This is a genomic window from Roseibium limicola (assembly GCF_017313085.1).
GTDB lineage: Bacteria > Pseudomonadota > Alphaproteobacteria > Rhizobiales > Stappiaceae > Roseibium > Roseibium limicola.
Genome location: NZ_JAFLNF010000008.1, coordinates 94912 through 119131, shown reverse-complemented (window position 1 = coordinate 119131; position 24220 = coordinate 94912). Strand labels below are relative to the sequence as shown.

Genomic DNA, 24220 nt, shown 5'->3' with positions numbered 1-24220 from the left:
TTCACTCGGTGTCCTGGAATTCGTGGCCGTCCAGAATTACGTTGGCGCTTGCCACAGCGGCAGCCGGACCCTCGGGGTGGTCCCAGATGGCACTCTTCAGAGCGACGAAGTCGGCGCCGGTTGCAGCTGCTGCGTTGGCGCTGTCGAGGGTTGAGCCTGCGAGCGCGACACACGGTGTCTCGAACAGCTCTGCCCACCACTGGGCCTTGGACAGGGTCTTGTCGTGCGGTTCTTCTTTTTCTTCCAGATCGAGACGGCCGATGAACAGGTAATCGACGCCGGTTTCCGCGGTTTCCATGTCTTCGTGCTTGAGCTTCGTGCCCCCGGCACCAACGATCTTGGCCGGTTGCAGGCTTTCGACAGCCATCTTGATGTCATCGAGCGAGGTATCGATGTGGGCGCCATCGGCGCCGGTGCGGCCGGCAACCTGAGTGTCGTTGTAGATCAGAGCGGCAGCGCCTGCAGCCTGGATGATCGGTACCAGCTTTTCAGCTGCGTCCTGCCGGGTCTTGGTGTTGGCGTCTGGCTGATAGATCAGCACGCAGGCGACGTCGCCGCCGGACAGCGCCGCTTCCAGATTGGGGGCAAAGGTCTCCGCATCCATATTGGGCGGGGTGATGATGAAGAGACGGGGACGGTTCACGGGCGGTTCTTTCAGGAGCTCGGATCTGGACGGGGCGAAGGGCTATGCCAAACGCGCGGAATGTATTGTCCCTAATCGGGGCGAAAGAGCGGCGCAAGGAACTTCTTTGATGAAATACTAAACGCAGGTTCTCAAGAGGCTTGCAACAAAACGAAAGAGACCGGCGCAAGGGCCGGTCTCCAATGGGTTCAACAATGCTGGAGCGTCAGTTGGTCTTTGGATCCAGGCTGCCGTCCTTGTAACGTGCAGCCATCTCGGCCAAGGGAATAACCCGGTCGATCTTGGCGGCCTGTCCTGCGGTGTTGAAGGCTTCAAGGCGCTCGATGCAGAGCTTTTCCATGGCATCGCGCGCAGGCTTCAGATACTTGCGCGGGTCGAACTCGCCCGGATTTTCGGTCAGGATCCGGCGGATCTGACCGGTCATCGCCATCCGGTTGTCGGTGTCGATGTTGATCTTGCGGACACCGTGCTTGATGCCGCGCTGGATTTCTTCCACTGGCACACCCCAGGTCTGGGGCATCTCACCGCCATACTGGTTGATGATCTCCTGAAGATCCTGCGGCACGGTGGAGGATCCGTGCATGACGAGTGGCGTGTCAGGCAGGCGGCGGTGAATTTCCTCAATCAGATGCATTGCGAGAATGTCACCATCAGGCCGCCGGGTAAACTTGTAGGCCCCGTGCGATGTACCCATCGCGATGGCGAGGGCGTCGACTTTGGTTTCCTGAACGAACTTCACGGCTTCGTCCGGGTTGGTCAACAGTTGGTCTTCTGTCAGCACGCCTTCTGCACCATGGCCGTCTTCCTGATCGCCCATGCCGGTTTCGAGAGACCCCAGAACACCGAGCTCGCCTTCAACCGAGATGCCGCCATAGTGGGCCATTTCAGTCACCATACTGGTGACGCCGACATTGTAGTCCCAGTCGCCGGGAGTCTTGCCATCGGCTTGCAGCGATCCGTCCATCATGACGGATGTGAAGCCAGCTTGAATGGCCGTCATGCAGGTGCCGGGCTCATTGCCGTGATCAAGGTGCACACAGACCGGAATGTGCGGGTAGATCTCGCAAACCGCATCCATCATATGCTTGAGCATGATGTCGTGGGCGTAAGAGCGTGCACCGCGAGATGCCTGAATGATGACGGGAGAATTCGTCTTGTCGGCAGCGGCCATGATGGCCAGTGCCTGTTCCATATTATTGATGTTGAAGGCCGGTACGCCATACTCGTGCTCGGACGCGTGATCGAGCAATTGGCGCAAGGTGATGCGAGCCATCCATATCTCCTGTCAGACATTTGCCAAGTAACGAGGAAGAGAGGTGGAGGTTCCTCACTCGAAGACCTGTAGCGTGATTTCGCTTTGTTTCTAGCAAATGCTGGAGGGATTGGAAGTTATGGCACTGAGTCTTAAATCGATTAAATTGAGAATATTGTCGAATAAAATCAAAGATCTTTAATTCGCTAATTAAATTAAATGCATATCTTCCGCAAGGGGGACGCCCGGCTGGAAGATCAGCCGGGCCAATTCTTATGCTTCGAGAGCCTTGACGCCTGGAAGCACCTTGCCCTCCAGCCACTCGAGGAACGCACCGCCTGCCGTCGAGACGTAGGTGAACTGTTCTGCTGCACCTGCGTGGTTGAGAGCGGACACCGTGTCGCCGCCACCGGCGACGGACTTCAGCTTGCCGTCGGCCGAAAGCGTTGCAGCGAAGCGGGCTGCGGCCACAGTGGCTGTGTCAAAAGGTGCGATCTCAAAAGCGCCGAGCGGACCGTTCCACACCAATGTCGCAGCTTCGCTGATTGCCTTTTTGACATCTTCAATGGATGCAGGGCCGGCGTCCAGGATCATTGCATCGGAGGGCACATCGTTGACGGAAACGGTCTCGTTCTCGGCATTTGCCTTGAACTCGCGGGCCACGACGGCGTCGCTTGGAAGGATGATCCGGCAGCCGGATTTTTCCGCCGCGGCGACAATCTTCTTCGCGGTGTCTGCAAGATCATGCTCGCACAGCGACTTGCCGACGCTGATGCCTTGAGCTGCGAGGAAGGTGTTGGCCATACCTCCGCCGATTACCAGCATGTCGACCTTGCCGACGAGGTTTTCGAGGAGATCGATCTTGGAAGAGACCTTGGCACCACCGACCACTGCCAGCACCGGGCGCACCGGTGTGGAGAGTGCTGCTTCCAGAGCTTCAAGTTCTGCCTGCATGGTCCGGCCTGCGTAAGACGGCAGAAGCCTGGCAACACCCTCTGTCGAGCCGTGGGCCCGGTGGGCGGCTGAGAAGGCATCGTTGACATAGGCGTCGCCATTGGCGGCAAGAGCCTTGGCAAACTCGGGGTCGTTCTTTTCCTCGCCCTTGTGGTAGCGGGTATTTTCAAGAAGCAGAACGTCGCCGTCGGACAGGTCGGCAATGGCGTCTTCAGCAGCTTGCCCGATGCAATCTTCGGCAAAATCGACAGGCTGCAACAGGTAGTCGGCAAGCACCTGGGCAACGGGCTCAAGTGACATGTCCGGGACGCGTTCGCCCTTCGGTCGGCCGAAGTGGGCCAGCAGAATAACCTTGGCGCCTTTTTCGGACAGTTCCTTGATGGTCGGCAGAATGCGCTCGATGCGGGTGGCATCGGTGACTTTTCCGGCGTCCATCGGCACGTTCAAGTCAACGCGCACGAGCACACGTCTGCCAGTAAGTTCGGTCAGGTCGTCTAGAGTTTTGAAAGGCATGGAGACTATCCGTTCTGTCAGTCGCAAAAGACGTAAGGCGCAGGGAGCGCTGCGGAAGGTCGCTTGCACCAAAGGCTGTGCTTCACGTCAAAAACAAAACGGGGCGGATCCGGTTTCCCGTGTCCGCCCCGGATGATCAAGTGCGGGTATTCACCCGGTGCGTGCTGCTCAGATGAGCTTTGCCATTGCAACGGCTGTGTCGGCCATGCGGTTGGAGAAGCCCCACTCGTTGTCGTACCATGTCAGAATACGCACGAAGGTGCCTTCCATGACCTTGGTCTGGTCCATGTGGAAGATCGAGGAATGCGGGTCGTGGTTGAAGTCGCTGGAGACCAGCGGATCTTCAGTGTAGCCCAGCACGCCCTTGAGCTCGCCATCGGCGGCTTCCTTGATGGCGGCGTTGATTTCCTCAACAGTGGTGTCGCGCGATGCGATGAAGTTCAGGTCGACGACCGAAACGTTCGGAGTCGGAACGCGGATCGCAACGCCGTCCAGCTTGCCGTTCAATTCCGGCAGAACCAGGCCAACGGCCTTGGCAGCGCCAGTCGACGTCGGGATCATGGACATGGCTGCAGCGCGGCCGCGGTACAGATCCTTGTGCATGGTGTCCAGGGTCGGCTGATCACCGGTGTAGGAGTGGATGGTGGTCATGAAGCCCTTTTCGATGCCGACAGCCTTGTTCAGGACGTAGGCAACCGGGGACAGGCAGTTGGTGGTGCAAGACGCGTTGGAGACGACGAGGTCATCCTTGGTCAAGGCACTGTCGTTCACGCCGAAAACGATGGTCTTGTCTGCGCCGGAGGCCGGTGCAGAAACAAGAACGCGCTTGGCGCCGGCTTCAAGATGGGCCGCAGCTTTTTCTTTGGCGGTGAAGATGCCGGTGCATTCGAGAGCGACGTCAACGTTGAGCTCGCCCCACGGCAGATCTTTCGGGTCGCGGATCGCGGTGACCTTGATCGGCTTGCCATTGGCAACGGTGATGGTGTCGCCTTCGACGGTGACTTTAGCCGGGAACCGGCCATGGACACTGTCGTAGCGCAGAAGATGGGCGTTGGTCTCGACCGGGCCGAGATCATTGATTGCGACAACTTCAATGTCGGTGCGGCCGGATTCGACGATGCCGCGCAGAACGTTGCGGCCGATACGTCCGAAGCCGTTGATTGCAACTCTGGTTACCATATTCCACTCCCACAGTTTTGGTGGCGCATGCTTGGGGCGCCCTGTCTCAACTCGTTCGGATCTAAGATGAATGGAGCCATCAGGCCCAATTCAGGGCTGTTGTCCGAAGCAGGCTTCGGACAACAGCAGGGTGTTTGAAGTTACTCGGCTGCAGGCAGCTTGGACTTGGCGGCTGCAACGATGGCGTCCGGCGTGATGCCGAAGTGCTCGTAGAGTTCCTTGTAAGGGCCACTGGCGCCGAAGCCGGTCATGCCGACGAAGGTGCCATCGTTGCCGATGTAGCGATCCCAGCCCATGCGAATTCCAGCCTCAACGGCGATCTTGACCGGGCTGGAGCCGATGACGGCAGCCTTGTAGTCGTCGGACTGGGCTTCGAAGAGTTCAAAGCACGGAACCGAGATGACCCGGGCTGCGATGCCGGCTTCACTCAGCTTGCCATGTGCTTCTACTGCGATTTCAACTTCCGAGCCTGAGGCGAAGATGGTGACGGCTGCGTCTTCGTCACTGTCGACCAGCACGTAGGCGCCACGGGCACACAAGTTGTCTTCTTCGTAGGTTTTGCGCTGAGACACAAGGTTCTGACGGGTCAGAGCCAGAATGGACGGGTTGTCCTTGGCTTCCAGCGCCAGCTGCCAGCATTCGAGAGTTTCCGTCACATCCGCCGGGCGGAAGAACAGAAGGTTCGGAATGGCACGCAGGGCGGCGTAATGCTCGACCGGCTGGTGTGTCGGGCCGTCTTCGCCCAGACCGATGGAATCATGGGTCATCACGTGGATGACGCGCTGATTCATCAGGGCGGCCAGACGGAGCGACGGGCGACAATAATCGGAGAAGATCAGGAAGCCGCCGGAGTAGGGGATCAGACCGCCATGCAGCGCCATGCCGTTCATGGCTGCTGCCATGCCGTGCTCGCGGATGCCGTAATGGATGTAGCGGCCTGAGAAGTCATCCGGAGTGACCGAAGCTGTCTGCTTGGTCTTGGTGTTGTTCGATCCGGTCAGATCGGCGGAACCACCAATGGTTTCCGGAATGACTTCGTTCAAGACATTCAAAACAGCTTCAGATGCCTTGCGGGTTGCCATGGTCGGCTGCGTATCCGCAAGCTGCTTCTTGTAGGTCTGAACGGCGTCTTCGAAGCCGGCCGGCAGATCGCCACGGTTGCGGCGTTCGAATTCGGCGCGGGTTTCTGCATCAACGTCGGCGAAACGCTTCTGCCAATCCTTGTGGGCATGAGCAGAGCGAAGACCGGCGATGCGCCAGGCATCGAGGATGTCGTTCGGAACTTCGAAGGCTTCATGCGGCCAGTTCAATGCTTCGCGGGTGCCAACGATTTCGTCGCCACCGAGTGGAGAGCCATGAACGCCGTTGGTGCCAGCCTTGTTCGGAGCGCCAAAGCCAATGGTGGTCTTGGCGGCAACCAGGGTCGGGCGGTCGCTGGACTGGGCCTGACGCAGAGCCGCTGCAATGGCTGCCGGGTCATGACCGTCGATGGAGATGGTGTTCCAACCGGATGCGGCGAAGCGGGCAACCTGGTCGGTCGAATCAGTCAGACTGACGGCGCCATCGATGGAAATGCCGTTATCGTCCCAGATGACAATCAGCTTGTTCAGCTTCAGGTGACCGGCCATCGACAGGGCTTCCTGGCTGATGCCTTCCATGAGGCAGCCATCACCGGCGAGAACGTAAGTGAAGTGATCGACCAGCTCTTTGCCGAAGCGCGATTCCTGCAGCTTCTCGGCAATGGCCATGCCGACGGCGTTGCCCAAGCCCTGACCAAGCGGCCCGGTGGTGGTCTCGATACCGGCGCCGTGGCCGTATTCCGGATGGCCAGCGGTGCGGGATCCGATTTGACGGAAGTTCTTCAGTTCATCCAGGGTGAAGTCTTCGTAGCCCAGGAGATAAAGCAGGCTGTACAGCAGCATAGAGCCGTGACCTGCAGACAGAACGAAACGGTCGCGGTCGGCCCAGTCGGGTGCTGTCGGGTCAAACTTCAGGAATTGGGTGCAAAGGACCGTAGCGATATCCGCCGCGCCCATGGGCAGGCCTGGGTGGCCGGACTTGGCTTTCTCCACCGCGTCGATGGCAAGGAAGCGGATCGCATTTGCCATGCGCTGATGTTTTTCAAGATCGGTCATGTGAGTTCCGTCGCTTGTTCGGCCAGAGGCCGTGAAAGTCGGTGCGCCTATTTCAACCCAGTCCTTGGCCGAACCCCTCGGCGCCCGTCGAAAAAGGAACAAGGTTCAACAGGGCGGCAAGATCATGAACTTGGCAGAAAGGCGCCCGACAAATATCAGGAACCTTGCTCGAGTCAATAAAGCGACTGAATTGATCGCAGGGAATATGTCTGTCAGAAAGGGAATTGAGGATTCTAACGAGGCTGACATTGACGGAAAGAAGTTCCCTTGCCTAATCTTTGGGGGCGCGGCGGAATTCAGCATCGAGTTTTCTCGGTTCGTTTTGAGCTTTCCGTATATTTCAAATGGCTTATTGTTCGGATCGGTTGACGTAGCGTTCTCCCGTGTAATCGGAATATATACGCTTAAACAAAGATGTAGACCGGCTCTGCCGGCCGTGGCCGTTTTTTGGGCTACGCAGGAGAGAACGTAGGGGATATGGCGGAGACGGGTTATCACGCAGACGTTTCCTTCGACTCGGCCTTGCAACGATTGCTCAAGGCTGTGGACGGACTGGAAGTTGCGGTAGAGCGCCGGTTGAACGTGGATCGCTCCTTGAATGCGTTGCAGGAAGATTTGCAGCGGCTTGGCGAAGATCGGTCGGAATTGGCCAATCGGCTGGATCGGACGGAAGCACGCGCGGATCGGTTGAACGATGCGAACAAGGAAGTTTCCCGTCGGTTAGTCACTGCCATGGAAACCATCCGGGGCGTGCTTGACACGCACGGAGGCTGAGCGGGGCATGGCTCAAATCAATGTGACGATCAATGGCCGTTCGTTTCGCATGGCATGTGATGACGGCGAAGAAGAGCGGCTTCATGCGCTTGCTGCGCGCTTTGACGACTGGATTACCGAACTGCGATCAGCATTTGGCGAGATTGGTGATCAACGGTTGACGGTCATGGCCGGCATCATGGCGACCGATCAGCTGGCCGAAATGGAGAAGAAAGTCGCTCGGCTGGAAGGCGAATTGCTGGCTGCACGCCGTGACAGTGAAACCAGCAATGACCAGTTGCAATCGCGCGATGCCGAAGCTGCTGCAGCACTTGATCAGGTGGCCGGTCGTATTGAGGCTTTGGCCCATGGGTTGTCGAAAAGCCTGAAGCCAAGCTGAGTAAAGCTTCCTAAATATCTTTGAACGCGAGGTTTTTGGCCGCTCGTTACCGCTTTCATGGCCTTTCGCGCAGAAAAACTTGCCAAAAACTGTCGCACCCCTGCGACAGTTTTTACGGCGAAAATACGTACTTTCCCTTATTCGGGGTGTGCCCTAGGCTGAAATCGTGGCAAAAGCCCAGTTATTGAACTGAGTATTTTCAGGCGATTTTTTAGTGAATTTGCATCAAACCTGACGGTCATATTGCCGTTGCCCGATAGGAAGTCTGGTACCCGCACCAGCTTTCGCTAACTCATTCAGGCCGGACACCCAGTGTCCGGCTTTTTTTTATTCGAATGGGACTCTGGAAATCTGTCTGAGGCGATCGGACGATTGAAAATTCGGGATCCGGGGTCTGAAACCGTATGAGGGGCTGGTCAACCGTTGAGGGCAGGCCTATATGGGAATGGCGGCTGCCCGATATGTCAGGAAACATATCCCCGGGGCCTTACGCATTCCTTTGGGAGCTGTCCCTGTTTCGGACCGTGGTCTGTCGCATACGGCGCCCACCTACACAGTAGGTTCTCCGGGATTGCTCATTCCAACGGTCGGGTGGCTGCTCTTCCATTTTTTTACTTTAAGTCTACCGTCCTGCTCAATCGGATATGCGCATGACCTCTCTGGCGGAACAGAAAAACACTCTTCGGCAGGAAGCGTTGCGACGCCGCAGGGCGATGGATCCGGTGGCGCGGGTCGAAGCTGGTCTGGCCCTCGCTCACCATGCGCAGGAACTGCCTCTTCCCGCTGGAGCGATCGTGGCCGGGTTCTGGCCTATCCGCGATGAAATAGATCCACGCCCCCTTTTGGAAAGCGTGCGGTCAGCCGGACACCAACTTTGCCTGCCTGTCGTGGTCGAGCCGCATCTGATCTTCCGCGCCTTTTATCGCGACAGCGTCTTCGAACCGGCGGGCTTCGGGACCTATGCTCCCGGTGCCGATGGGGAAGAGGTGCGGCCAGATGTCCTGCTGATGCCTCTGGCTGCCTTTGACGGCTTTGGGAATCGTATCGGCTATGGTAAGGGCCATTATGACAAGGCACTTGCTGCTCTTGAGGTTGATCGGAAAGTGCATTGCATCGGGGTCGCCTTTGGCCTGCAGGAAGTTGCCAGTGTTCCGGCAGAGCCGCATGATAGGCCGCTGGATGGCATTTTGACGGAAGCCGGCTACCGCCGCTTCTCCAACCTCTGAGGCCTTATGAAGCTTCTTTTTCTTGGCGACCTGGTCGGACGCACAGGTCGCATGGCTGTTATCGATCAGCTTCCCGGCATCATCGCAGACAATGATCTGGATTTCGTCGTGGTCAACGGCGAGAACGCTGCCTCCGGCTTCGGCATTACCGAGCAGATCCTGCAGGACGTTCTGGATGCGGGGGCCGATGTGGTCACATTGGGCAATCATTCCTGGGATCAGCGCGACACGCTTGTGTATATCGAGCGTCAGGACCGCTTGCTGCGCCCGGTGAATTATCCCAAGGGCACACCCGGTCGCGGGTCGCATCTGTTTACCGCACGAAATGGTGCACAGGTGATGGTCGCCAACGTCATGGGGCGTGTCTACATGGATGCGATGGATGATCCTTTCGCCACCATCGAGCGCGTGGTTGACGATTGCCCGCTTGGACAGGTGGCGGACGCGATCATCATCGACATGCACGCCGAGGCAACCAGCGAAAAGCAGGCCATGGGGCATTTTCTCGACGGCAGGGTTTCTCTGGTGGTCGGAACACACACACATGTACCGACTGCGGATCATCAGATCCTGACTGGTGGCACGGCCTATATGTCGGACGCCGGCATGTGCGGCGATTATGACAGTGTGCTGGGCATGGAAAAGGAAGAGCCGGTCAACCGTTTTCTGCGCAAGATCCCCGGCGCCCGGTATGCGCCGGCCAAGGGAGAAAGCACGATCAGTGGTGTGGCGATTGAAACCGACGACCGTACGGGCCTCGCCCTGCGGGTTGCGCCAGTGCGCATCGGAGGCAAGCTGGACCCAATTCTTCCACCGTTCTGGGGCTAGGAACTCGGCGCAGCCTTGAGGCGGCGACGGGCAACGCTGGATTTTGCCGGCGTCATTGCCTATAAGCGAGCCAGATTTTTAACGAGACATCCGCAGTAAGCCGAGAAGAGCCATGGCAGGACATTCAAAATTCAAAAACATCATGCACCGCAAAGGCCGTCAGGACGCGGTCCGGTCCAAGATGTTCTCCAAACTGTCCAAGGAAATTACCGTCGCCGCGAAGATGGGCGATCCGGATCCGGACGCTAACCCACGCTTGCGTCTGGCCGTTCAGAACGCCAAGGCGCTGTCCATGCCGAAGGACAACATCCAGCGCGCGATCAACAAGTCGCAGACAGGTGATGCCGAGAACTATGATGAAGTCCGCTACGAGGGCTATGGCCCAGCTGGCGTCGCCGTCGTGGTCGAAGCCCTGACCGACAACCGCAACCGGTCTGCGTCCAACATTCGCTCCTATTTCACCAAATGTGGTGGCTCCCTGGGGGAAACCGGCTCGGTGTCCTTCATGTTCGACCGTGTTGGGGAGATCGTCTACAAGCCGGAAGTCGGTGAAGCGGACGCTGTTCTGGAAGCGGCAATCGATGCTGGTGCAGAAGATGTTCAGTCGGATGAAGGCGGTCACACGATCTATACCGCTTTTGAGGATCTGAACGACGTATCCTCCGCGCTTGCCGACAGTCTTGGCGAAGCCGACAGCGTCAAGATTATCTGGAAGCCGCAGACCCCGACCCCGGTCGATGGGGAAAAGGCCGAGAAAATCATGAGACTTCTGGACATGCTGGAAGACGATGACGACGTGCAGAACGTCTATTCCAACTTTGATGTCGACGACGAGACCATGGCGGCCCTCGCATCTTGAGGCGCAGCCGAAATGTCTGATTTCGAAAGCCCCGGTTTTGCCGGGGCTTTTTTTTGACTGATTGCTTCAGGAGCCTTCGATGATTGATAATCTGTTCGAGTTGACCGCCAAAGACACCAAGACGCTGCAGGAGCGAGCGCTCAAGCTGTGTGAAGAAGCAGGCGAGGTGGCACAGGCTGTCCTGTCGGCGACAGGCGCTCCCGGCTCGACTTACAAGAAACTGGAGCTGGCGGATGTGCGTGAAGAAGCCGTCGACACAATGATCGTTGCCCTTGCCGTTCTGGCGCAGGCCAGCGACAGCGATGAGATGTTTCAGGCAGAGTTGACGCGCTTGCTGAGCCTCAAGGTCGGCAAGTGGCAGGAAACATTGACGCGGACCTGAGGCTACGCCCTAACGCAGGTAGGGGTCCAGTGCCGGCATGCTGGTGACGACAGCTATCGCAATCAGCGAATAGGCGATGATCCGGTAAAGTTTTGGATCGGCATTCTTGAAGCCGGTGGAGCCGAGATACAAACCCAGGCCATAGACCGGTATACCTGTAATGAGCAGCCGGACGACGTCCAGAGTGAAGAAGTCCCGCAGCCAATAGGCAAAGACCGTTCCGATGCTGGAAATGGCAAAAAAGACGATCAGGTTGGCCCGGACGATGGCCGGCTGCCTGGCGCTGGACAGCCAGAAGGCAACCACCGGTGGTCCCGCGACCTGACTGACGCCGCCGAGAATTCCGGCAACGGCACCGACGCCAAAAGATATGGGAGGGGTGGGCGCTCGCTTGTAGCGCCAGCCGGAGATCAGCAGAATTAGTACAGCTGCCACGATGAAGAAGATAATCCAGCGCAGCAGCAGTACATCCATCGTGGCAATGAACCACGTGCCGACATGCACGAAAATGGTCGAGCCGATGACCGCAGGAATGATCGTGCGCCAGTCGCACAGCCGGACGGCTTTGACGACCAACGGCAGGGCGAGGATGAAGTCGAGAGCTAGAAAGCCGGCGGCAGCGGTCGGCGGGAAAATGAGTGTTGTCGCGACCGGCATATAGATCATGCCGGCCCCGAACCCTGCGAACCCACGGACGCATCCGGCGACGAAAAGAACGGCGCTCAGGAACAGCAGGGTTCCCGGCGTGAAGGAGGCAAAGACATCAAACATGGGATTTGCAGCGCTTCCGCACTAAAAAAGAGGTGTTGCTCCCTCGGTAAAGGGGCATGGCGCTGGCGTCAACGCGGAAGTTTTGTTACCGCTTTGTTCTATGATGCATCCGATTCGAGTGCTCGGCATTGACCCGGGCTTGCGCCGCATGGGCTGGGGAGTGATCGAGGTGGCGGGCAACCGCCTGTCCTTCATCGCTTCCGGGACCGTAACGTCCGACAACAAAAAGTCCCTTGCGGAGCGGCTGGTCCAGTTGCACGACGGGTTGACCCGTGTGGTCGAGCTGCAGGCTCCGGCAGAGTCGGCGGTGGAGCTGACTTTCGTCAACAAGGATGCGGGGGCAACCCTCAAGCTGGGGCAGGCGCGCGGCATCGCGTTGCTGGTGCCGTCTCTCGCTGGGCTGACTGTGGCAGAATATGCCCCGAACCTGGTGAAGAAAACCGTGGTCGGAACCGGCCACGCTGAAAAGACCCAGATCCGTGCCATGGTGAAAGTTCTGATGCCGAAGGCCGTGTTTGACACGGATGACGCGGCCGATGCTCTGGCGATTGCCATTTGTCACGCTCATCATCGCAATACGAACAGTGGCCGATTGGCTCAATTGGGAGCCGCGTAAGCGGGCAAGATCGATGATTGGAAAACTCAAGGGCACCATCGACAGCTATGGCGAGGATTACGTCATCCTCGATGTGCATGGCGTCGGTTATCAGGTGCATTGTCCCTCGCGAATCCTGCAGCACCTACCACGAGCGGGTGAAGCAGCGGTTCTGGCGATTGAAACGTTGGTGCGCGAGGACATGATCCGCCTTTATGGCTTTGCCGATGATGCGGAGCGTGAGTGGTTTCGCATGTTGATGACCGTGCAGGGGGTTGGTGCCAAAGTGGCTCTGGCCATCCTCGGTATTCTGAAAGCCTCGGAAATTGCCAATTCGATCGCATTGGGCGACAAGGCGACGATCTCGCGTGCGCCGGGTGTCGGCAAGCGGGTGGCAGAACGCATTCTGTCTGAGCTGAAAGACAAGGCGCCAAGCTTTGCCAGTGTCGATGCGGGTACTATCTCCGTGTCGCAGACAGTCGCCGACAATATTGCAGCGCGCCCGGTCGCCGAAGCGGTGTCCGCGCTGACAAACCTCGGCTATGGTCAGCCGCAGGCTGCGGCCGCAGTGTCGAAGGCCATGCAAAGTGCGGGCGAGGATGCTTCGACTGAAACGCTGATCCGGCTTGGACTGAAGGAGTTGTCGCAGTGATCGCGCTGACCTATGGCATCATTGCCGTTGTCTACATCATCCTGGCCTTTGGCGGAATTTTCATGCTCGATCATTGGTTCTCGCAGCGGGTCGGGGACAGACCGTTTTCGATCAATGGTCGCAAGATCGAAACGGATGATCCTTTCGTACAAAAGCAGTTCCGCAAGTTTCATTTCTTCAAGGTGATCTATTCCATGAGCCTGATCGCACTCTTGCTGGTGACGGTCTCGTATGTCTGATGAAGAACGTATTGTCAGTCCGGAAGTCCGAGGCGATGAAATCGATACGACCATGCGCCCTCAGGCGCTGGATGAGTTTGTCGGTCAGGCGCAGGCGCGCGCCAATCTGAAGATCTTTATTGGAGCGGCAAAGTCACGTCAGGAAGCGCTGGACCATGTGCTTTTTGTTGGACCTCCTGGACTGGGCAAGACAACCCTGGCGCAGATCATGGCGCGAGAGCTGGGTGTGAATTTTCGGGCCACATCAGGCCCGGTGATTGCCAAGGCGGGCGACCTGGCAGCGCTGCTGACCAACTTGGAAGATCGCGATGTTCTTTTTATCGACGAAATCCACAGGCTCAGCCCGGCGGTGGAAGAAGTTCTCTATCCGGCGATGGAAGATTATCAGCTCGATCTGATCATCGGGGAGGGCCCCGCGGCCCGGTCGGTGAAGATCGATCTGGCAAAATTCACTCTGGTGGCTGCAACCACACGTCTGGGCCTTCTGACGACGCCCTTGCGGGATCGGTTCGGCATTCCAATCCGCCTGCAGTTCTACACGGTCGAAGAACTGGAGCACATCGTCAACCGTGGTTCCAAGATCCTTGGCATCGGCATGGCCGCGGATGGGGCGAAGGAAATTGCCAAACGTTCACGCGGTACACCCCGTATTGCCGGCCGGCTGCTGCGTCGGGTACGGGATTTCGCGGTTTATGCGGGTGTCGACAGTGTCGACCGGGCGCTGGCGGACAGGGCTCTGAGTCAGCTTGAGGTGGACAGCGCCGGTCTTGATAGCCTTGACCGCCGCTACTTGCAGCAGATCGCCATGAATTTCGGTGGCGGGCCGGTTGGCATTGAAACCATCGCTGCTGCGTTGTCGGAGCCGCGCGACGCGATTGAGGAAATCGTTGAACCCTACCTGATCCAGAACGGCTTTCTGCAGCGCACTCCACGGGGCCGCGTCTTGACGCCGCTGGCGTTCCAGCATCTGGGTCTTGCCGTGCCTCGAACCGCGCCTGCGGTGCAGCAGGGCTTGTTTACCGAGCCTGAATGAGGCCTGATTTGTCGGCGTTGAGTTTTATTCGATAAATTTTAAGTGAGGGTGGCACATGCAAAACTTACAGGAAAACTGGCCTGACCTGGCTGGCCGCCTGGAAGCTGGTGTGCACCGGCTTGGGGTTCGCGTTTATTACGAGGACACTGATTTTACCGGAATTGTCTATCACGCCACCTATGTCCGGTTTTTCGAGCGTGGCCGCTCCGATTTTCTGCGGCTTGCCGGCATCCATCATCACGAATTGCAGCAGGAAGCTGCGGGCGGGCTGGCATTTGCCGTGCGCAAGATGAACCTCGAGTTTCTGAAGCCGGCGACCATCGACAATATTCTCGTGGTGGAAACCCGGCTTATGGCGCATCGCGGCGCCCGGATCGAGCTGCAGCAGTCGATCCTGCGAGGCGAGGAGCTTCTGGTTCAGGCGGAGGTTCATGTGGCCGTGATTACGTCCGAGGGTCGGCCGACGCGCCTGCCGCTGGCGCTCAGCGAAAAGCTCTCTGCCGCTGGCCCATTTTAACTTCCCCAAGCGGAAGTTTTGGTCGGGCAGGCATCAGCATTGCGAAGAATGCCGAAATCTTAATATCTCCGTAACCTTAATTGATTCTTTTGGGTGTCACTTCAAACTCTTGGCTTAGTCCCAGTTTCGCCAAAATCACCAGTCAAATGGAACGCTGACTTCATGCGACGGTTGATTGGTGTGGCGACAGGGAGACTTTCAGAGCTTGAAGGTGAACTGCCGCAAGGATGCCGGCGATTATGAAACCCCGGCGCGTACGAACCACAACATCGAATTGGCCAAGAGGTCCGAAGCTTCATGAACGAACTTGTTCAGTCCACCCTGACGGCACAGGACGGGGATATCTCTTTCTTTGCGCTGTTTTGGGAAGCGCATATCGTTGTCAAGCTGGTCATGATGGGACTGATTGGCGCCTCCATCTGGTGCTGGGCCATCGTCGTCGACAAGACGCTGCTGTACAGCCGGCTTCGCCGTCAGATGAACCGGTTCGAGACTGTGTTCTGGTCGGGACAGTCGCTGGAAGAGCTCTATGGAACCCTGCAAAGCCGCAGCAACCACGGTATGGCGGCGGTGTTCGTTTCCGCCATGCGAGAATGGAAGCGCAGCCACGAAGGTGCGCGCCCGGCTATCGCCAGTCTGCAGCAACGCATCGACAAGGTGATGGACGTCACCTTGCAGCGTGAGGCGGAGCGACTTGAGAGCCGCCTGCTGATTCTGGCCACTGTGGGGTCAGCAGCACCGTTTATCGGTCTGTTCGGCACCGTCTGGGGCATCATGACCGCGTTTCAGGCGATCGCGGCTTCTGAGAGCACAAACCTGGCGGTTGTCGCGCCGGGTATTGCCGAAGCCCTGTTTGCGACGGCCCTGGGTCTGCTCGCGGCGATTCCTGCAGTTATCGCCTACAACAAACTGTCTTCCGACGTTTCCAAGGCCGTTGGCCGGATGGAAGGGTTTGCCGACGAATTTTCCGCAATCCTCTCCCGTCAGATCGACGAAAGGGGCTAAGCCTATGGGCATGCAGGTCGGATCAGGCTCTTCTGGAGGCCGTCGCGGAGGACGGCGTCGGCGCAGCAGACATCAGCCGATGAGTGAGATAAACGTCACGCCGTTCGTGGATGTCATGCTCGTTCTGCTGATCATTTTCATGGTGGCAGCTCCGTTACTGACAGTTGGCGTGCCGATTGATCTGCCGGAAACCCGCGCCAAGGCGCTGGAAGGCGACACGGAACCGATCACGATTTCCGTCAACTCCGAGGGACAGATTTTCCTTCAGGAAACCGAGATCCCTCTCGAAGAAGTTGTCGCGAAGCTGGAAGCCATTTCCGCCAACGGGTACGACGAACGTATCTATGTGCGCGGTGACCAGGACGCGGACTATGGCACCATGATGAAGCTCATGGGCCGGATCAATGCGGCCGGGTTCAAGCGTCTCGGCTTGGTAACCCTTGAAGAACGGGATTCGTAAACCGCTATGCGGGCAGGTCTCATCGCGTCTGTTGCCGGTCACTCGGCCTTGCTGCTCTGGGGGCTGATCGCCCTTCCGGACGCTGAGAGCTTTGCAACGAAGCCGGTCGACACTTTACCGGTCGAACTGGTTCCGATTTCAGAGCTCACCCAGCTTCGAAAAGGTGAGAAGATCGAAACCGAAATCCGGGAAGTGGCTGCGGTGAAACCGACTGAAGCCCCACCAAGGGAAGCGCCACAACCTGAAGACAAGCCAGGTGAGTCGGTTGTCCAACAACCAACACCGCCAGCTCCTACGCCCACACCTGAGCCGGAACCGACACCGGAACCGGAGCCAGAGCCGGCCCCAGAGCCTGAGCCCCAGGCCGAGCCGGAACCGGCGCCAGCGCCAGAACCCCAGGCAGAGCAGGCAGCTGAACCGGAGCCGGCGCCGACGGTCGAGCCCGAACCGCAACAGGCGGCGGCACCTGTGCCGCCCAATGTAACGCCGCGGACCAAGCCGACACCGCCAAAGCCGAAGACCCAGGTGGCTGAGAAGCCGAAGGAAACCTTCGACACGACAGAGATCGCAGCACTTCTGAACAAGGTGGAACCGGCGGGCGGAAGCACGTCGACCACTCAGGATCAGGCGTCGCTTGGCAGTCGCAAGGGCAGTGAGACCACTCCCGAGTTGACGGTCTCCGAGCTTGATGCACTGCGGGGGCAGATTGCCCAGTGCTGGAACCCTCCGGTCGGGGCGATCGGTGCGGAATCCCTTGTGGTCCGTCTGAAGATTGGCCTGTCACAGAGCGGCGAGATTTCCAGCAGTCCGGAAGTCATGAACAGCAATTCAAACCCGGCCTTCGGGGCTGCGTCCAGCAGTGCGGTGCGCGCCGTCATGCGCTGCGCGCCCTACAATCTACCAATTGCCAAATATGATGCTTGGCGGGATGTGATCATCAATTTTGATCCCCGCGAACTTTTGGGAGGCTAACCCATTGAACAGGAAACAAGGAGCTCAGCCGACGATGCGCCTCAAGGCCAACATTTCCCGTTTCCTCAACGGAGCGAAAGCATTGGCAGCAGTCGCTGCCTTTGCCGTGCTGACCGCGTCCGGTCCCGCCCACGCCCTGATCGAGATCGATATCACGCAAGGCCAGGTCGAGCCGATGCCGATTGCCCTGCCGTCGTTCACGGCGGAAGGTGGCGATGCCAAGGTTGCGCAGGAGATGACCTCCGTCATCGCCGCCGACCTCAAGCGGTCCGGGCTCTTCAACCCGCTCGACCCGGCCAGCTTCATCCAGCAGAACCTGGGCGTGAATACCACGCCGCGCTTCGGTGACTGGCGTGTCATCAACACCCAGGCCCTGCTGACAGGCACAGTCGTGGCACAGCCGGACGGTCGGTTGCGGGCGGAATTCCGCCTCTGGGACGTTTTTGCTTCCGAGCAGCTGCTCGGCCAACAATTTTTCACGACCCCGGAAAACTGGCGTCGCCTGGCCCATATTATTGCCGATGCGGTTTACGAGCGCCTGACCGGTGAGAAGGGCTATTTCGATACCCGTATCGTTTATGTCGATGAAACCGGTCCGAAGGACAAGCGCGTCAAGCGCCTTGCCATCATGGATCAGGACGGTGCGAATGTCCGCTATCTGACACGTGGTGACGATCTCGTTCTGACCCCACGGTTCTCGCCGACGAGCCAGGAAATCACTTACATGTCCTATGACGGGGCGGACCCGAGTGTGTACCTGCTCAACATCGAGACCGGACAGCGTGAGATTGTCGGGAACTTCCCCGGCATGACCTTCGCACCGCGCTTCTCTCCTTCGGGACAGCAAGTGGTGATGAGCCTGCAGCAGGGGTCGAATGCAAACATATTCCTGATGGATCTGCGCACGCGCAATACAACGCGGCTGACCAACTCCGCCGCAATTGACACCAGCCCTTCGTATGCCCCGGACGGCAGCAAGGTGGTGTTTGAATCTGACCGTGGTGGTCATCAGCAGATCTATGTGATGAACTCTGATGGCAGCAACGTGCAGCGCATTTCGTTTGGGCCAGGACGCTATTCCACGCCGGTCTGGTCGCCACGCGGCGATCTGATCGCCTTTACCAAGCAGCATCAGGGCCGGTTCATGATCGGTGTGATGAAGCCGGACGGCAAGGGAGAGCGTATCCTGACCGAGGGCTATCACAACGAAGGACCCGCCTGGGCGCCGAATGGCCGTGTGTTGGTGTTTTTCCGTGATACGCCGGGCGCCAATGGCGGCCCCCAGGTCTGGACGGTTGACCTGACGGGACATAATGAGCAGCGGCTGTCGACCCCGGCTTTCGCGTCGGATCCGTCGTGGTCGCCGCTTATCGACTAAAACAATGGTGAGCTCAGTGGTCGACGTGTCCTTCAGGATGCGTTAACCACGTTTGCCAAAGGGACATTAACCAGCTTCCGTTAGATCTCATTCACCTTGATCGGGGCGCTGGGGATTAGGAGACTTCGAAAATGGTACTTGTTGCGAACTTTATTCGCGGCCTAAAGGCATTGGCCGTCCTCGGCACAGTCCTCTTGGTCGCCGCCTGCGCCCAAACGGGGCCGGAGGGGTTGAATGCTGCCGGACAGGGCAATGCGACGCCTGGTTCCGGGCAGGACTTCATCGTCAATGTGGGTGACCGCGTGTTCTTCGAAGAAGATCAGTCGACGTTGAACTCACAGGCTCAGGGTGTCCTGAACCTGCAGGCTCAGTGGTTGAACCGTTACTCGCAGTACACGATCACTGTTGAAGGTCATGCCGATGAGCGCGGGACCCGCCAGTACAATATCGCGCTTGGTGCACGTCGTGCTCAGTCGGCCCGTGACTATCTGGTTTCTCTTGGCGTTTCGGCGAGCCGGATCAAGACGATTTCCTACGGCAAGGAACGTCCGGTCGCGGTTTGTAACGACAACAGCTGCTGGTCCCAGAACCGTCGTGCTGTGACTGTGCTGAACAACGCCACAAACTAGGGCATTCGCCGTCCGCGCTGAACTCTGTGCGGAGAGGTGGCAAGATCAGACAAAAGGCCGGCTCGTCCGGCCTTTTTTCGTTTTCGTCCTGAAACAGTGAAAATTGCGAAACCATGCCAAAATTTGGCCGAAGTCGCCGCGCCCTGTGATAACCCTCTAGATGTGCTACCTGATTGGCACCGGACGATCGTGCGTTTTGCGGGATCGGGACAGACGCGGAGGGTGAGAATGAGATTCTTTCGGAGGGTTGCGATCCTCCTTCTGACAGCGGTCGTGATGAGCGCTGCCAATGTACCGGCCCAGGCTCAGCTTTTCGGCCGCAAGAACGATGATTCCTCAGTTCGGCTTGACCAGACCGAGGAACGGGTTCGGCAGCTGACCGGGCAGATCGAACAGCTGACCTATCAGCTGCGCGAATTGCAGGACCAGATTCGCCGGATGCAGGAAGACAATGAATATCGCTTCCAGCAGCTGGAAGGCGGCGCGCCGGGTGGAAACCTGGGTGACCGAACCAGCAATGACATCCCGATGGATGACCACGGACCGAGCGGGACGGGCACTTCGCCCCGCTCACTCGGCTCGCTCGACGGTGCCGGGTCCGGCGACAGCGGCTGGTCGGCCAGCGGCGGGTATGAGACCGGCGCAGATGCTGGTGCCGCAGGTGCTGCTGGTGGCGGCGGTCCGATCGATCTGGGGGCTTTGGCCGGTGGTCTTGGTGGCGCTCTGGGTGGTTCCGGCGGCGACGTACTGTCTTTGCCGCAAGACCCTGGCACGCAGGCGACGGCTGATAGCATTGCCGGTCTGGTCAACAGCGGTGATCCGCGCAGCGACTATGATAAGGCCTACAGTCTGGCGGTGAACGGGGACTATGCGGCAGCTGCCGATGCGTTCCAATCCTTCATGGCGCTTTATCCCGAGCATGAGTTGGCGGGCAATGCCCAGTTCTGGCTTGGGGAAAGCCTTCTGGCGCAGCGGGATTTCCGCGAAGCTGCCGATGCTTTTCTTGAGGCCTACACAAATTATCCGCAGAGCGACAAGCGCTCCGACAGTCTCTTGAAACTTGGAATGTCTTTGAATGGTCTGGGCGAAGGCGAAGCCGCCTGCGCGACCTATTCCGAGCTTCTGGCCAAGTTTCCGTCGGCAGCCCCGGCCGTTTTGCAACAGGCTCGGGATGAGCGACAGCGTGCCAAGTGTTCTTGAGACAGGCTCCGGCAAAGAGCCGATTGGTCGCGATGAGACCACTGCGCTCTTTGCCGCCCTTTCTTCCTTCAAACGACTAGCCGTCGCGGTTTCCGGCGGTGCCGATAGTGTTGCTCTGCTTTGCCTTCTGGTGGAGTGGAAAGAGGCTGTCGGCTGGCCCGGGGACTTTCGAGCGCTCACCGTCGATCACGGCTTGAGATTGGATAGCCGGGCAGAGGCTGCCTTTGTGGGCGATGTGTGCCATCGTCTGGGGGTGGCGCATCAGACCTTGCTCTGGGAGGGCGAAAAGCCAGTGGCCAATGTGCAGGCGGAAGCGCGCAATGCGCGGTATCGCCTGTTTGCGGCGGCGATGGACCAGCATGATCTCGAAGCCGTGCTTCTGGCGCATCATCAGGGGGATCAGGTCGAAACCTTTCTCGACCGGTTGACACGCGGCAGCGGTGTTTACGGCCTGGCGGCGATGAAACTTGACGACCCGCATGGCCCGTCCGGGCTGCGCGTTCTGCGACCGTTGCTCCAGACGCCCAAATCCCGGTTGACCGCGACGCTCCGGGCCCATGGTCAGAGCTGGTGCGAAGACCCAAGCAATGAAAACGAAAGTTTCAAGCGGGTGCGTCTGCGCCGGTTGGCTGAGGCACTTGCAGCTGAAGGATTGGATACGGTTCGCCTTGCTGAAACGGCACGCCGTATGGGGCGTGCTGCCGATGCCCTCGATCAGTGGGTGGGGGAGCTTTTTCTGACCCGGGTACAGGAACACCCGGCTGGGCCTGCCCGGATGGCACGGGAGGATTATCTCTGCGTTCCGGAAGAAGTACGGCTGCGCCTGCTCACGCGGCTCCTGCAAAAGGTCGGGCGGCATACGGGCCCGCAAGGTGTGCCGTTGCGCCTGTCCAAGCTGGAAGGTCTGGATCAGGCGATTAGGGGGCTGTCGCGCACTGGTGATGGGCTACGACAGACGCTGAACGGCTGTTCTATCCACATCGATCAGCAGTGGTTGGTGATCGGTGCGGAGATGGGACGGGTGCCGGCCGAGACAGTTTGTCTAGATGACGTGGAACATGTGGTCTGGGACAATCGTTATATATGGACCCGTGGCGGTGCACGGCTGGACTTTTTATCCGATGTGGCGGACCGGGCAGGGGATATAGGCTCAGGTTTGAAGTTGGGTCCGCTTGGAGAAGCCCCTGGTCGAGTTTCGGCAAAGGACGCCGACTGGGCCATTCATGGCGCCTTCGATCGGTCGCCTGCCATCTGGCTGGGTGACAGGTTGCTTCTGGTGCCTGGCCTCTCAGTTGAGGGGCTTTCCGTGGAGGAAGCAGAGGCTGAAACGGTGTTGAGAGCCGGATATCTGTCCGCCATATGAGGCGAAAGTTCGCCGGCTGGGGCGCTGCTGGCCGGTCTTCAAACCGGACATGCGAAAAAAAATCTGCCGAATGGCGCAAAAAAGCTTGGTCCTACAAGCCTGTTTTAAGAAAAAAGTCAGGCCAACTGCGCAACTATGGCGCACCGCCTTGGCATGGGGGGCTTTGCGACCTATCTTGAGGCCAAGACGACATCCGCGCGAGTAGCCGCTTCAGGCGGGCATAGGAACGAGGCGGTCAAGGGAACGAAATGAACGCAAATTTTCGCAACTTCGCACTTTGGGCAATCATCGCATTGTTGTTGGTCGCACTGTTCCAGCTCTTCCAGAGCCCTGGACAGCGCAGTGCCACCGATGAGGTGCCATTCTCCCAATTCATGGATCAGGTCGAACGTGGTGAGGTTCGGGACGTAACTGTCCAGGGTCAGCAGATCACTGGCCATTACACCAGCACCAGGGCCTTTCAGTCCTATGCTCCGGGCAATGCACAGTTCGTGGAGACGCTGCGCTCCAAGAACGTGGTCGTCAACGCGCGTCCTCCTTCAGAGAATTTTTCTTTGATCGGTGCGCTGATTTCCTGGCTGCCGATGCTGATCATCCTGGGTATCTGGATTTTCGTCATGCGGCAGATGCAGGGATCCGGCGGCAAGGCCATGGGCTTCGGGAAATCGAAGGCCAAGCTGCTGACGGAAGCTCACGGTCGGGTAACGTTTGAAGACGTCGCCGGTATTGATGAAGCCAAGGAAGACCTTCAGGAGATTGTTGAGTTCCTGCGTGATCCGCAGAAATTTCAGCGCCTCGGTGGACGTATTCCACGCGGCGTTCTCCTTGTCGGACCTCCGGGTACGGGTAAAACACTGACGGCACGTGCTGTCGCCGGTGAGGCAAACGTTCCGTTTTTCACCATTTCCGGCTCGGACTTTGTTGAAATGTTTGTTGGTGTCGGCGCGTCGCGTGTCCGCGACATGTTCGAACAGGCCAAGAAAAACTCTCCTTGCATCATCTTTATCGATGAAATCGATGCGGTGGGTCGTCATCGTGGCGCCGGCATGGGCGGCGGCAATGATGAGCGTGAGCAGACCCTCAACCAGCTTCTGGTCGAGATGGATGGTTTTGAGCCGAACGAAGGTGTGATCATCATCGCGGCGACCAACCGTCCCGACGTTCTGGATCCCGCGCTTCTGCGTCCGGGCCGCTTTGACCGCCAGATCGTTGTGCCGAACCCGGATATCACCGGGCGTGAGAAAATTCTCAAGGTGCACATGCGCAAGGTGCCGCTGGCTCCGGACGTCAACGTCAAGACGCTGGCACGCGGCACTCCGGGTTTCTCTGGTGCCGATCTGATGAACCTGGTCAACGAGGCCGCACTACTGGCTGCGCGCCGGTCGCGGCGTCTGGTCACGATGGCCGAGTTTGAAGATGCCAAGGACAAAGTCATGATGGGGGCGGAGCGCCGTACCCTGGTGATGACCGAGGAAGAAAAAAAGCTGACTGCTTACCACGAAGCTGGTCACGCTTTGGTGGCCCTGCATCAGCCTGCATCCGATCCGATCCACAAGGCAACCATTATCCCGCGCGGTCGTGCGCTGGGCATGGTGATGCGTCTTCCGGAAAAGGATCAGGTGTCCCTGACTCGTGCCAAGTGCAAGGCCGATCTGGCAGTGGCAATGGGTGGGCGCGTGGCTGAAGAGATGGTCTTCGGGTACGAGAAGGTCACATCGGGTGCTTCTGGCGATATTCAGATGGCCACCAAGCTGGCACGCGCGATGGCAACCCAGTTCGGCATGTCCGACAAGTTGGGTCCGCTGCTGTATGGTGAGAACCAGGAAGAGGCCTTCATGGGCCATTCCATGGGCAAGAACCAGCATGTTTCCGATGAAACCCAAAAGATGGTGGATGCGGAAATCAAGTCCTTCGTCAATCAGGGCTATGAGACCGCCAACAAGATCCTCACCGAACAAGAGGATGAGTTGCACACCATCGCCAAGGGCTTGCTGGAATATGAAACCCTGTCGGGTGAGGAGATCCGCAACCTTCTGGATGGCAAGCCTCCGGTGCGTGACACCGATGACGATCAGCCGATTGGGCGGGCTTCTGCCGTCCCGACGGCCGGTGTCAAACGCGGCGGTGATGAGCCAAGCGGCGGGATGGAACCTCAGCCCCAGGGCTAAAACCTCCTGGGTAAGACATGAATCTCGAAATGCCCGGCTTCGGCCGGGTATTTTATTGTCAGTTTTCCGTAATATTCGCTCATAATTCTTGAACCGTTCCCCGGTAGGATTTGC

At 58.5% G+C, this 24220-nt stretch carries 25 protein-coding genes and 1 other RNA gene; 20 read left to right on the top strand and 6 right to left on the bottom strand.

Annotated elements, in window-relative coordinates; translation table 11 throughout:
* Nucleotide 1: 1 nt before the first annotated feature.
* The 5 genes from J0X15_RS17010 to tkt form a co-directional block, all read right to left on the bottom strand.
* Nucleotides 2–643, bottom strand: coding sequence for a thiamine phosphate synthase (locus J0X15_RS17010; protein WP_206943321.1), 642 nt, complete (start codon nucleotides 641–643; stop codon nucleotides 2–4).
* Nucleotides 644–848: 205 nt separating this feature from the next.
* Nucleotides 849–1916 (bottom strand): class II fructose-bisphosphate aldolase, encoded by a 1068-nt coding sequence (gene fba / locus J0X15_RS17005; RefSeq protein WP_206943319.1) that lies wholly within the window; start codon nucleotides 1914–1916, stop codon nucleotides 849–851.
* 252 nt (nucleotides 1917–2168) lie between these two features.
* Nucleotides 2169–3362 (bottom strand): phosphoglycerate kinase, encoded by a 1194-nt coding sequence (locus J0X15_RS17000; protein WP_206943318.1) that lies wholly within the window; start codon nucleotides 3360–3362, stop codon nucleotides 2169–2171.
* Nucleotides 3363–3530: 168 nt separating this feature from the next.
* Complete coding sequence (gene gap, locus J0X15_RS16995; RefSeq protein WP_206943315.1) at nucleotides 3531–4541, bottom strand: type I glyceraldehyde-3-phosphate dehydrogenase; 1011 nt, start codon at nucleotides 4539–4541, stop codon at nucleotides 3531–3533.
* 140 nt (nucleotides 4542–4681) lie between these two features.
* Nucleotides 4682–6676: a transketolase gene (tkt, locus tag J0X15_RS16990; RefSeq protein ID WP_206943307.1), complete on the bottom strand. Its 1995-nt coding sequence runs from the start codon at nucleotides 6674–6676 to the stop codon at nucleotides 4682–4684.
* Nucleotides 6677–7153: 477 nt separating this feature from the next.
* Here tkt and J0X15_RS16985 point away from each other — a divergent pair, with 477 nt between their 5' ends.
* The 7 genes from J0X15_RS16985 (at nucleotide 7154) to J0X15_RS16955 (ending at nucleotide 11124) form a co-directional block, all read left to right on the top strand.
* Nucleotides 7154–7450: a DUF4164 domain-containing protein gene (locus J0X15_RS16985; protein WP_206943305.1), complete on the top strand. Its 297-nt coding sequence runs from the start codon at nucleotides 7154–7156 to the stop codon at nucleotides 7448–7450.
* Between the two features lie 7 nt (nucleotides 7451–7457).
* Nucleotides 7458–7829: a cell division protein ZapA gene (locus tag J0X15_RS16980; protein WP_206943303.1), complete on the top strand. Its 372-nt coding sequence runs from the start codon at nucleotides 7458–7460 to the stop codon at nucleotides 7827–7829.
* A gap of 446 nt (nucleotides 7830–8275) precedes the next feature.
* Nucleotides 8276–8431, top strand: a non-coding RNA gene (gene ssrS, locus J0X15_RS16975) — 6S RNA.
* Nucleotides 8432–8479: 48 nt separating this feature from the next.
* A complete protein-coding gene (locus tag J0X15_RS16970) occupies nucleotides 8480–9055 on the top strand; it encodes a 5-formyltetrahydrofolate cyclo-ligase (RefSeq protein ID WP_206943301.1) in 576 nt (191 codons plus the stop codon).
* Nucleotides 9056–9061: 6 nt separating this feature from the next.
* Nucleotides 9062–9883, top strand: coding sequence for a TIGR00282 family metallophosphoesterase (locus J0X15_RS16965; protein WP_206943297.1), 822 nt, complete (start codon nucleotides 9062–9064; stop codon nucleotides 9881–9883).
* Nucleotides 9884–9995: 112 nt separating this feature from the next.
* Entirely contained in the window at nucleotides 9996–10742 is a 747-nt protein-coding gene (locus J0X15_RS16960; protein WP_206943296.1) for a YebC/PmpR family DNA-binding transcriptional regulator, read from the top strand.
* Nucleotides 10743–10821: 79 nt separating this feature from the next.
* Nucleotides 10822–11124: a MazG-like family protein gene (locus J0X15_RS16955; protein ID WP_209015417.1), complete on the top strand. Its 303-nt coding sequence runs from the start codon at nucleotides 10822–10824 to the stop codon at nucleotides 11122–11124.
* A 9-nt stretch (nucleotides 11125–11133) separates the two neighbouring features.
* On the opposite strand, the gene J0X15_RS16950 is transcribed toward J0X15_RS16955, so the two are convergent.
* Nucleotides 11134–11895, bottom strand: coding sequence for a sulfite exporter TauE/SafE family protein (locus tag J0X15_RS16950; protein ID WP_206943294.1), 762 nt, complete (start codon nucleotides 11893–11895; stop codon nucleotides 11134–11136).
* A gap of 100 nt (nucleotides 11896–11995) precedes the next feature.
* Here J0X15_RS16950 and ruvC point away from each other — a divergent pair, with 100 nt between their 5' ends.
* From ruvC to ftsH, 13 genes are all read left to right on the top strand, one after another.
* A complete protein-coding gene (gene ruvC / locus J0X15_RS16945) occupies nucleotides 11996–12511 on the top strand; it encodes a crossover junction endodeoxyribonuclease RuvC (protein WP_206943292.1) in 516 nt (171 codons plus the stop codon).
* 13 nt (nucleotides 12512–12524) lie between these two features.
* The gene (gene ruvA, locus J0X15_RS16940; RefSeq protein WP_206943290.1) at nucleotides 12525–13142 is read left to right on the top strand and encodes a Holliday junction branch migration protein RuvA; all 618 of its coding nucleotides are present in this window, start codon (nucleotides 12525–12527) and stop codon (nucleotides 13140–13142) included.
* Nucleotides 13139–13381: an endonuclease gene (locus J0X15_RS16935; protein ID WP_206943288.1), complete on the top strand. Its 243-nt coding sequence runs from the start codon at nucleotides 13139–13141 to the stop codon at nucleotides 13379–13381. The genes ruvA and J0X15_RS16935 overlap by 4 nt, the downstream gene beginning before the upstream one ends.
* Nucleotides 13374–14414: a Holliday junction branch migration DNA helicase RuvB gene (ruvB, locus tag J0X15_RS16930; protein ID WP_206943286.1), complete on the top strand. Its 1041-nt coding sequence runs from the start codon at nucleotides 13374–13376 to the stop codon at nucleotides 14412–14414. The genes J0X15_RS16935 and ruvB overlap by 8 nt, the downstream gene beginning before the upstream one ends.
* A 55-nt stretch (nucleotides 14415–14469) precedes the next feature.
* Nucleotides 14470–14931 carry a tol-pal system-associated acyl-CoA thioesterase gene (ybgC, locus tag J0X15_RS16925; protein ID WP_206943284.1) on the top strand — a complete coding sequence of 154 codons (462 nt, stop codon included), beginning with the start codon at nucleotides 14470–14472 and terminating at the stop codon, nucleotides 14929–14931.
* A 297-nt stretch (nucleotides 14932–15228) separates the two neighbouring features.
* Entirely contained in the window at nucleotides 15229–15936 is a 708-nt protein-coding gene (gene tolQ / locus J0X15_RS16920; RefSeq protein ID WP_206943282.1) for a protein TolQ, read from the top strand.
* Nucleotides 15937–15940: 4 nt separating this feature from the next.
* Nucleotides 15941–16396: a protein TolR gene (gene tolR / locus J0X15_RS16915; protein WP_206943280.1), complete on the top strand. Its 456-nt coding sequence runs from the start codon at nucleotides 15941–15943 to the stop codon at nucleotides 16394–16396.
* A gap of 6 nt (nucleotides 16397–16402) precedes the next feature.
* Nucleotides 16403–17368 carry a cell envelope biogenesis protein TolA gene (locus tag J0X15_RS16910; RefSeq protein ID WP_206943278.1) on the top strand — a complete coding sequence of 322 codons (966 nt, stop codon included), beginning with the start codon at nucleotides 16403–16405 and terminating at the stop codon, nucleotides 17366–17368.
* 34 nt (nucleotides 17369–17402) lie between these two features.
* The gene (gene tolB, locus J0X15_RS16905) at nucleotides 17403–18746 is read left to right on the top strand and encodes a Tol-Pal system beta propeller repeat protein TolB (protein WP_206943276.1); all 1344 of its coding nucleotides are present in this window, start codon (nucleotides 17403–17405) and stop codon (nucleotides 18744–18746) included.
* Between the two features lie 131 nt (nucleotides 18747–18877).
* Entirely contained in the window at nucleotides 18878–19375 is a 498-nt protein-coding gene (pal, locus tag J0X15_RS16900) for a peptidoglycan-associated lipoprotein Pal (protein WP_206943274.1), read from the top strand.
* A 228-nt stretch (nucleotides 19376–19603) separates the two neighbouring features.
* Nucleotides 19604–20575, top strand: a complete 972-nt coding sequence (gene ybgF, locus J0X15_RS16895) for a tol-pal system protein YbgF (RefSeq protein ID WP_206943272.1) — start codon at nucleotides 19604–19606, stop codon at nucleotides 20573–20575.
* The gene (gene tilS, locus J0X15_RS16890; protein WP_206943270.1) at nucleotides 20547–21938 is read left to right on the top strand and encodes a tRNA lysidine(34) synthetase TilS; all 1392 of its coding nucleotides are present in this window, start codon (nucleotides 20547–20549) and stop codon (nucleotides 21936–21938) included. The genes ybgF and tilS overlap by 29 nt, the downstream gene beginning before the upstream one ends.
* 248 nt (nucleotides 21939–22186) lie before the next feature.
* A complete protein-coding gene (ftsH, locus tag J0X15_RS16885) occupies nucleotides 22187–24106 on the top strand; it encodes an ATP-dependent zinc metalloprotease FtsH (RefSeq protein WP_206943260.1) in 1920 nt (639 codons plus the stop codon).
* The last annotated feature ends 114 nt before the right edge of the window (nucleotides 24107–24220 follow it).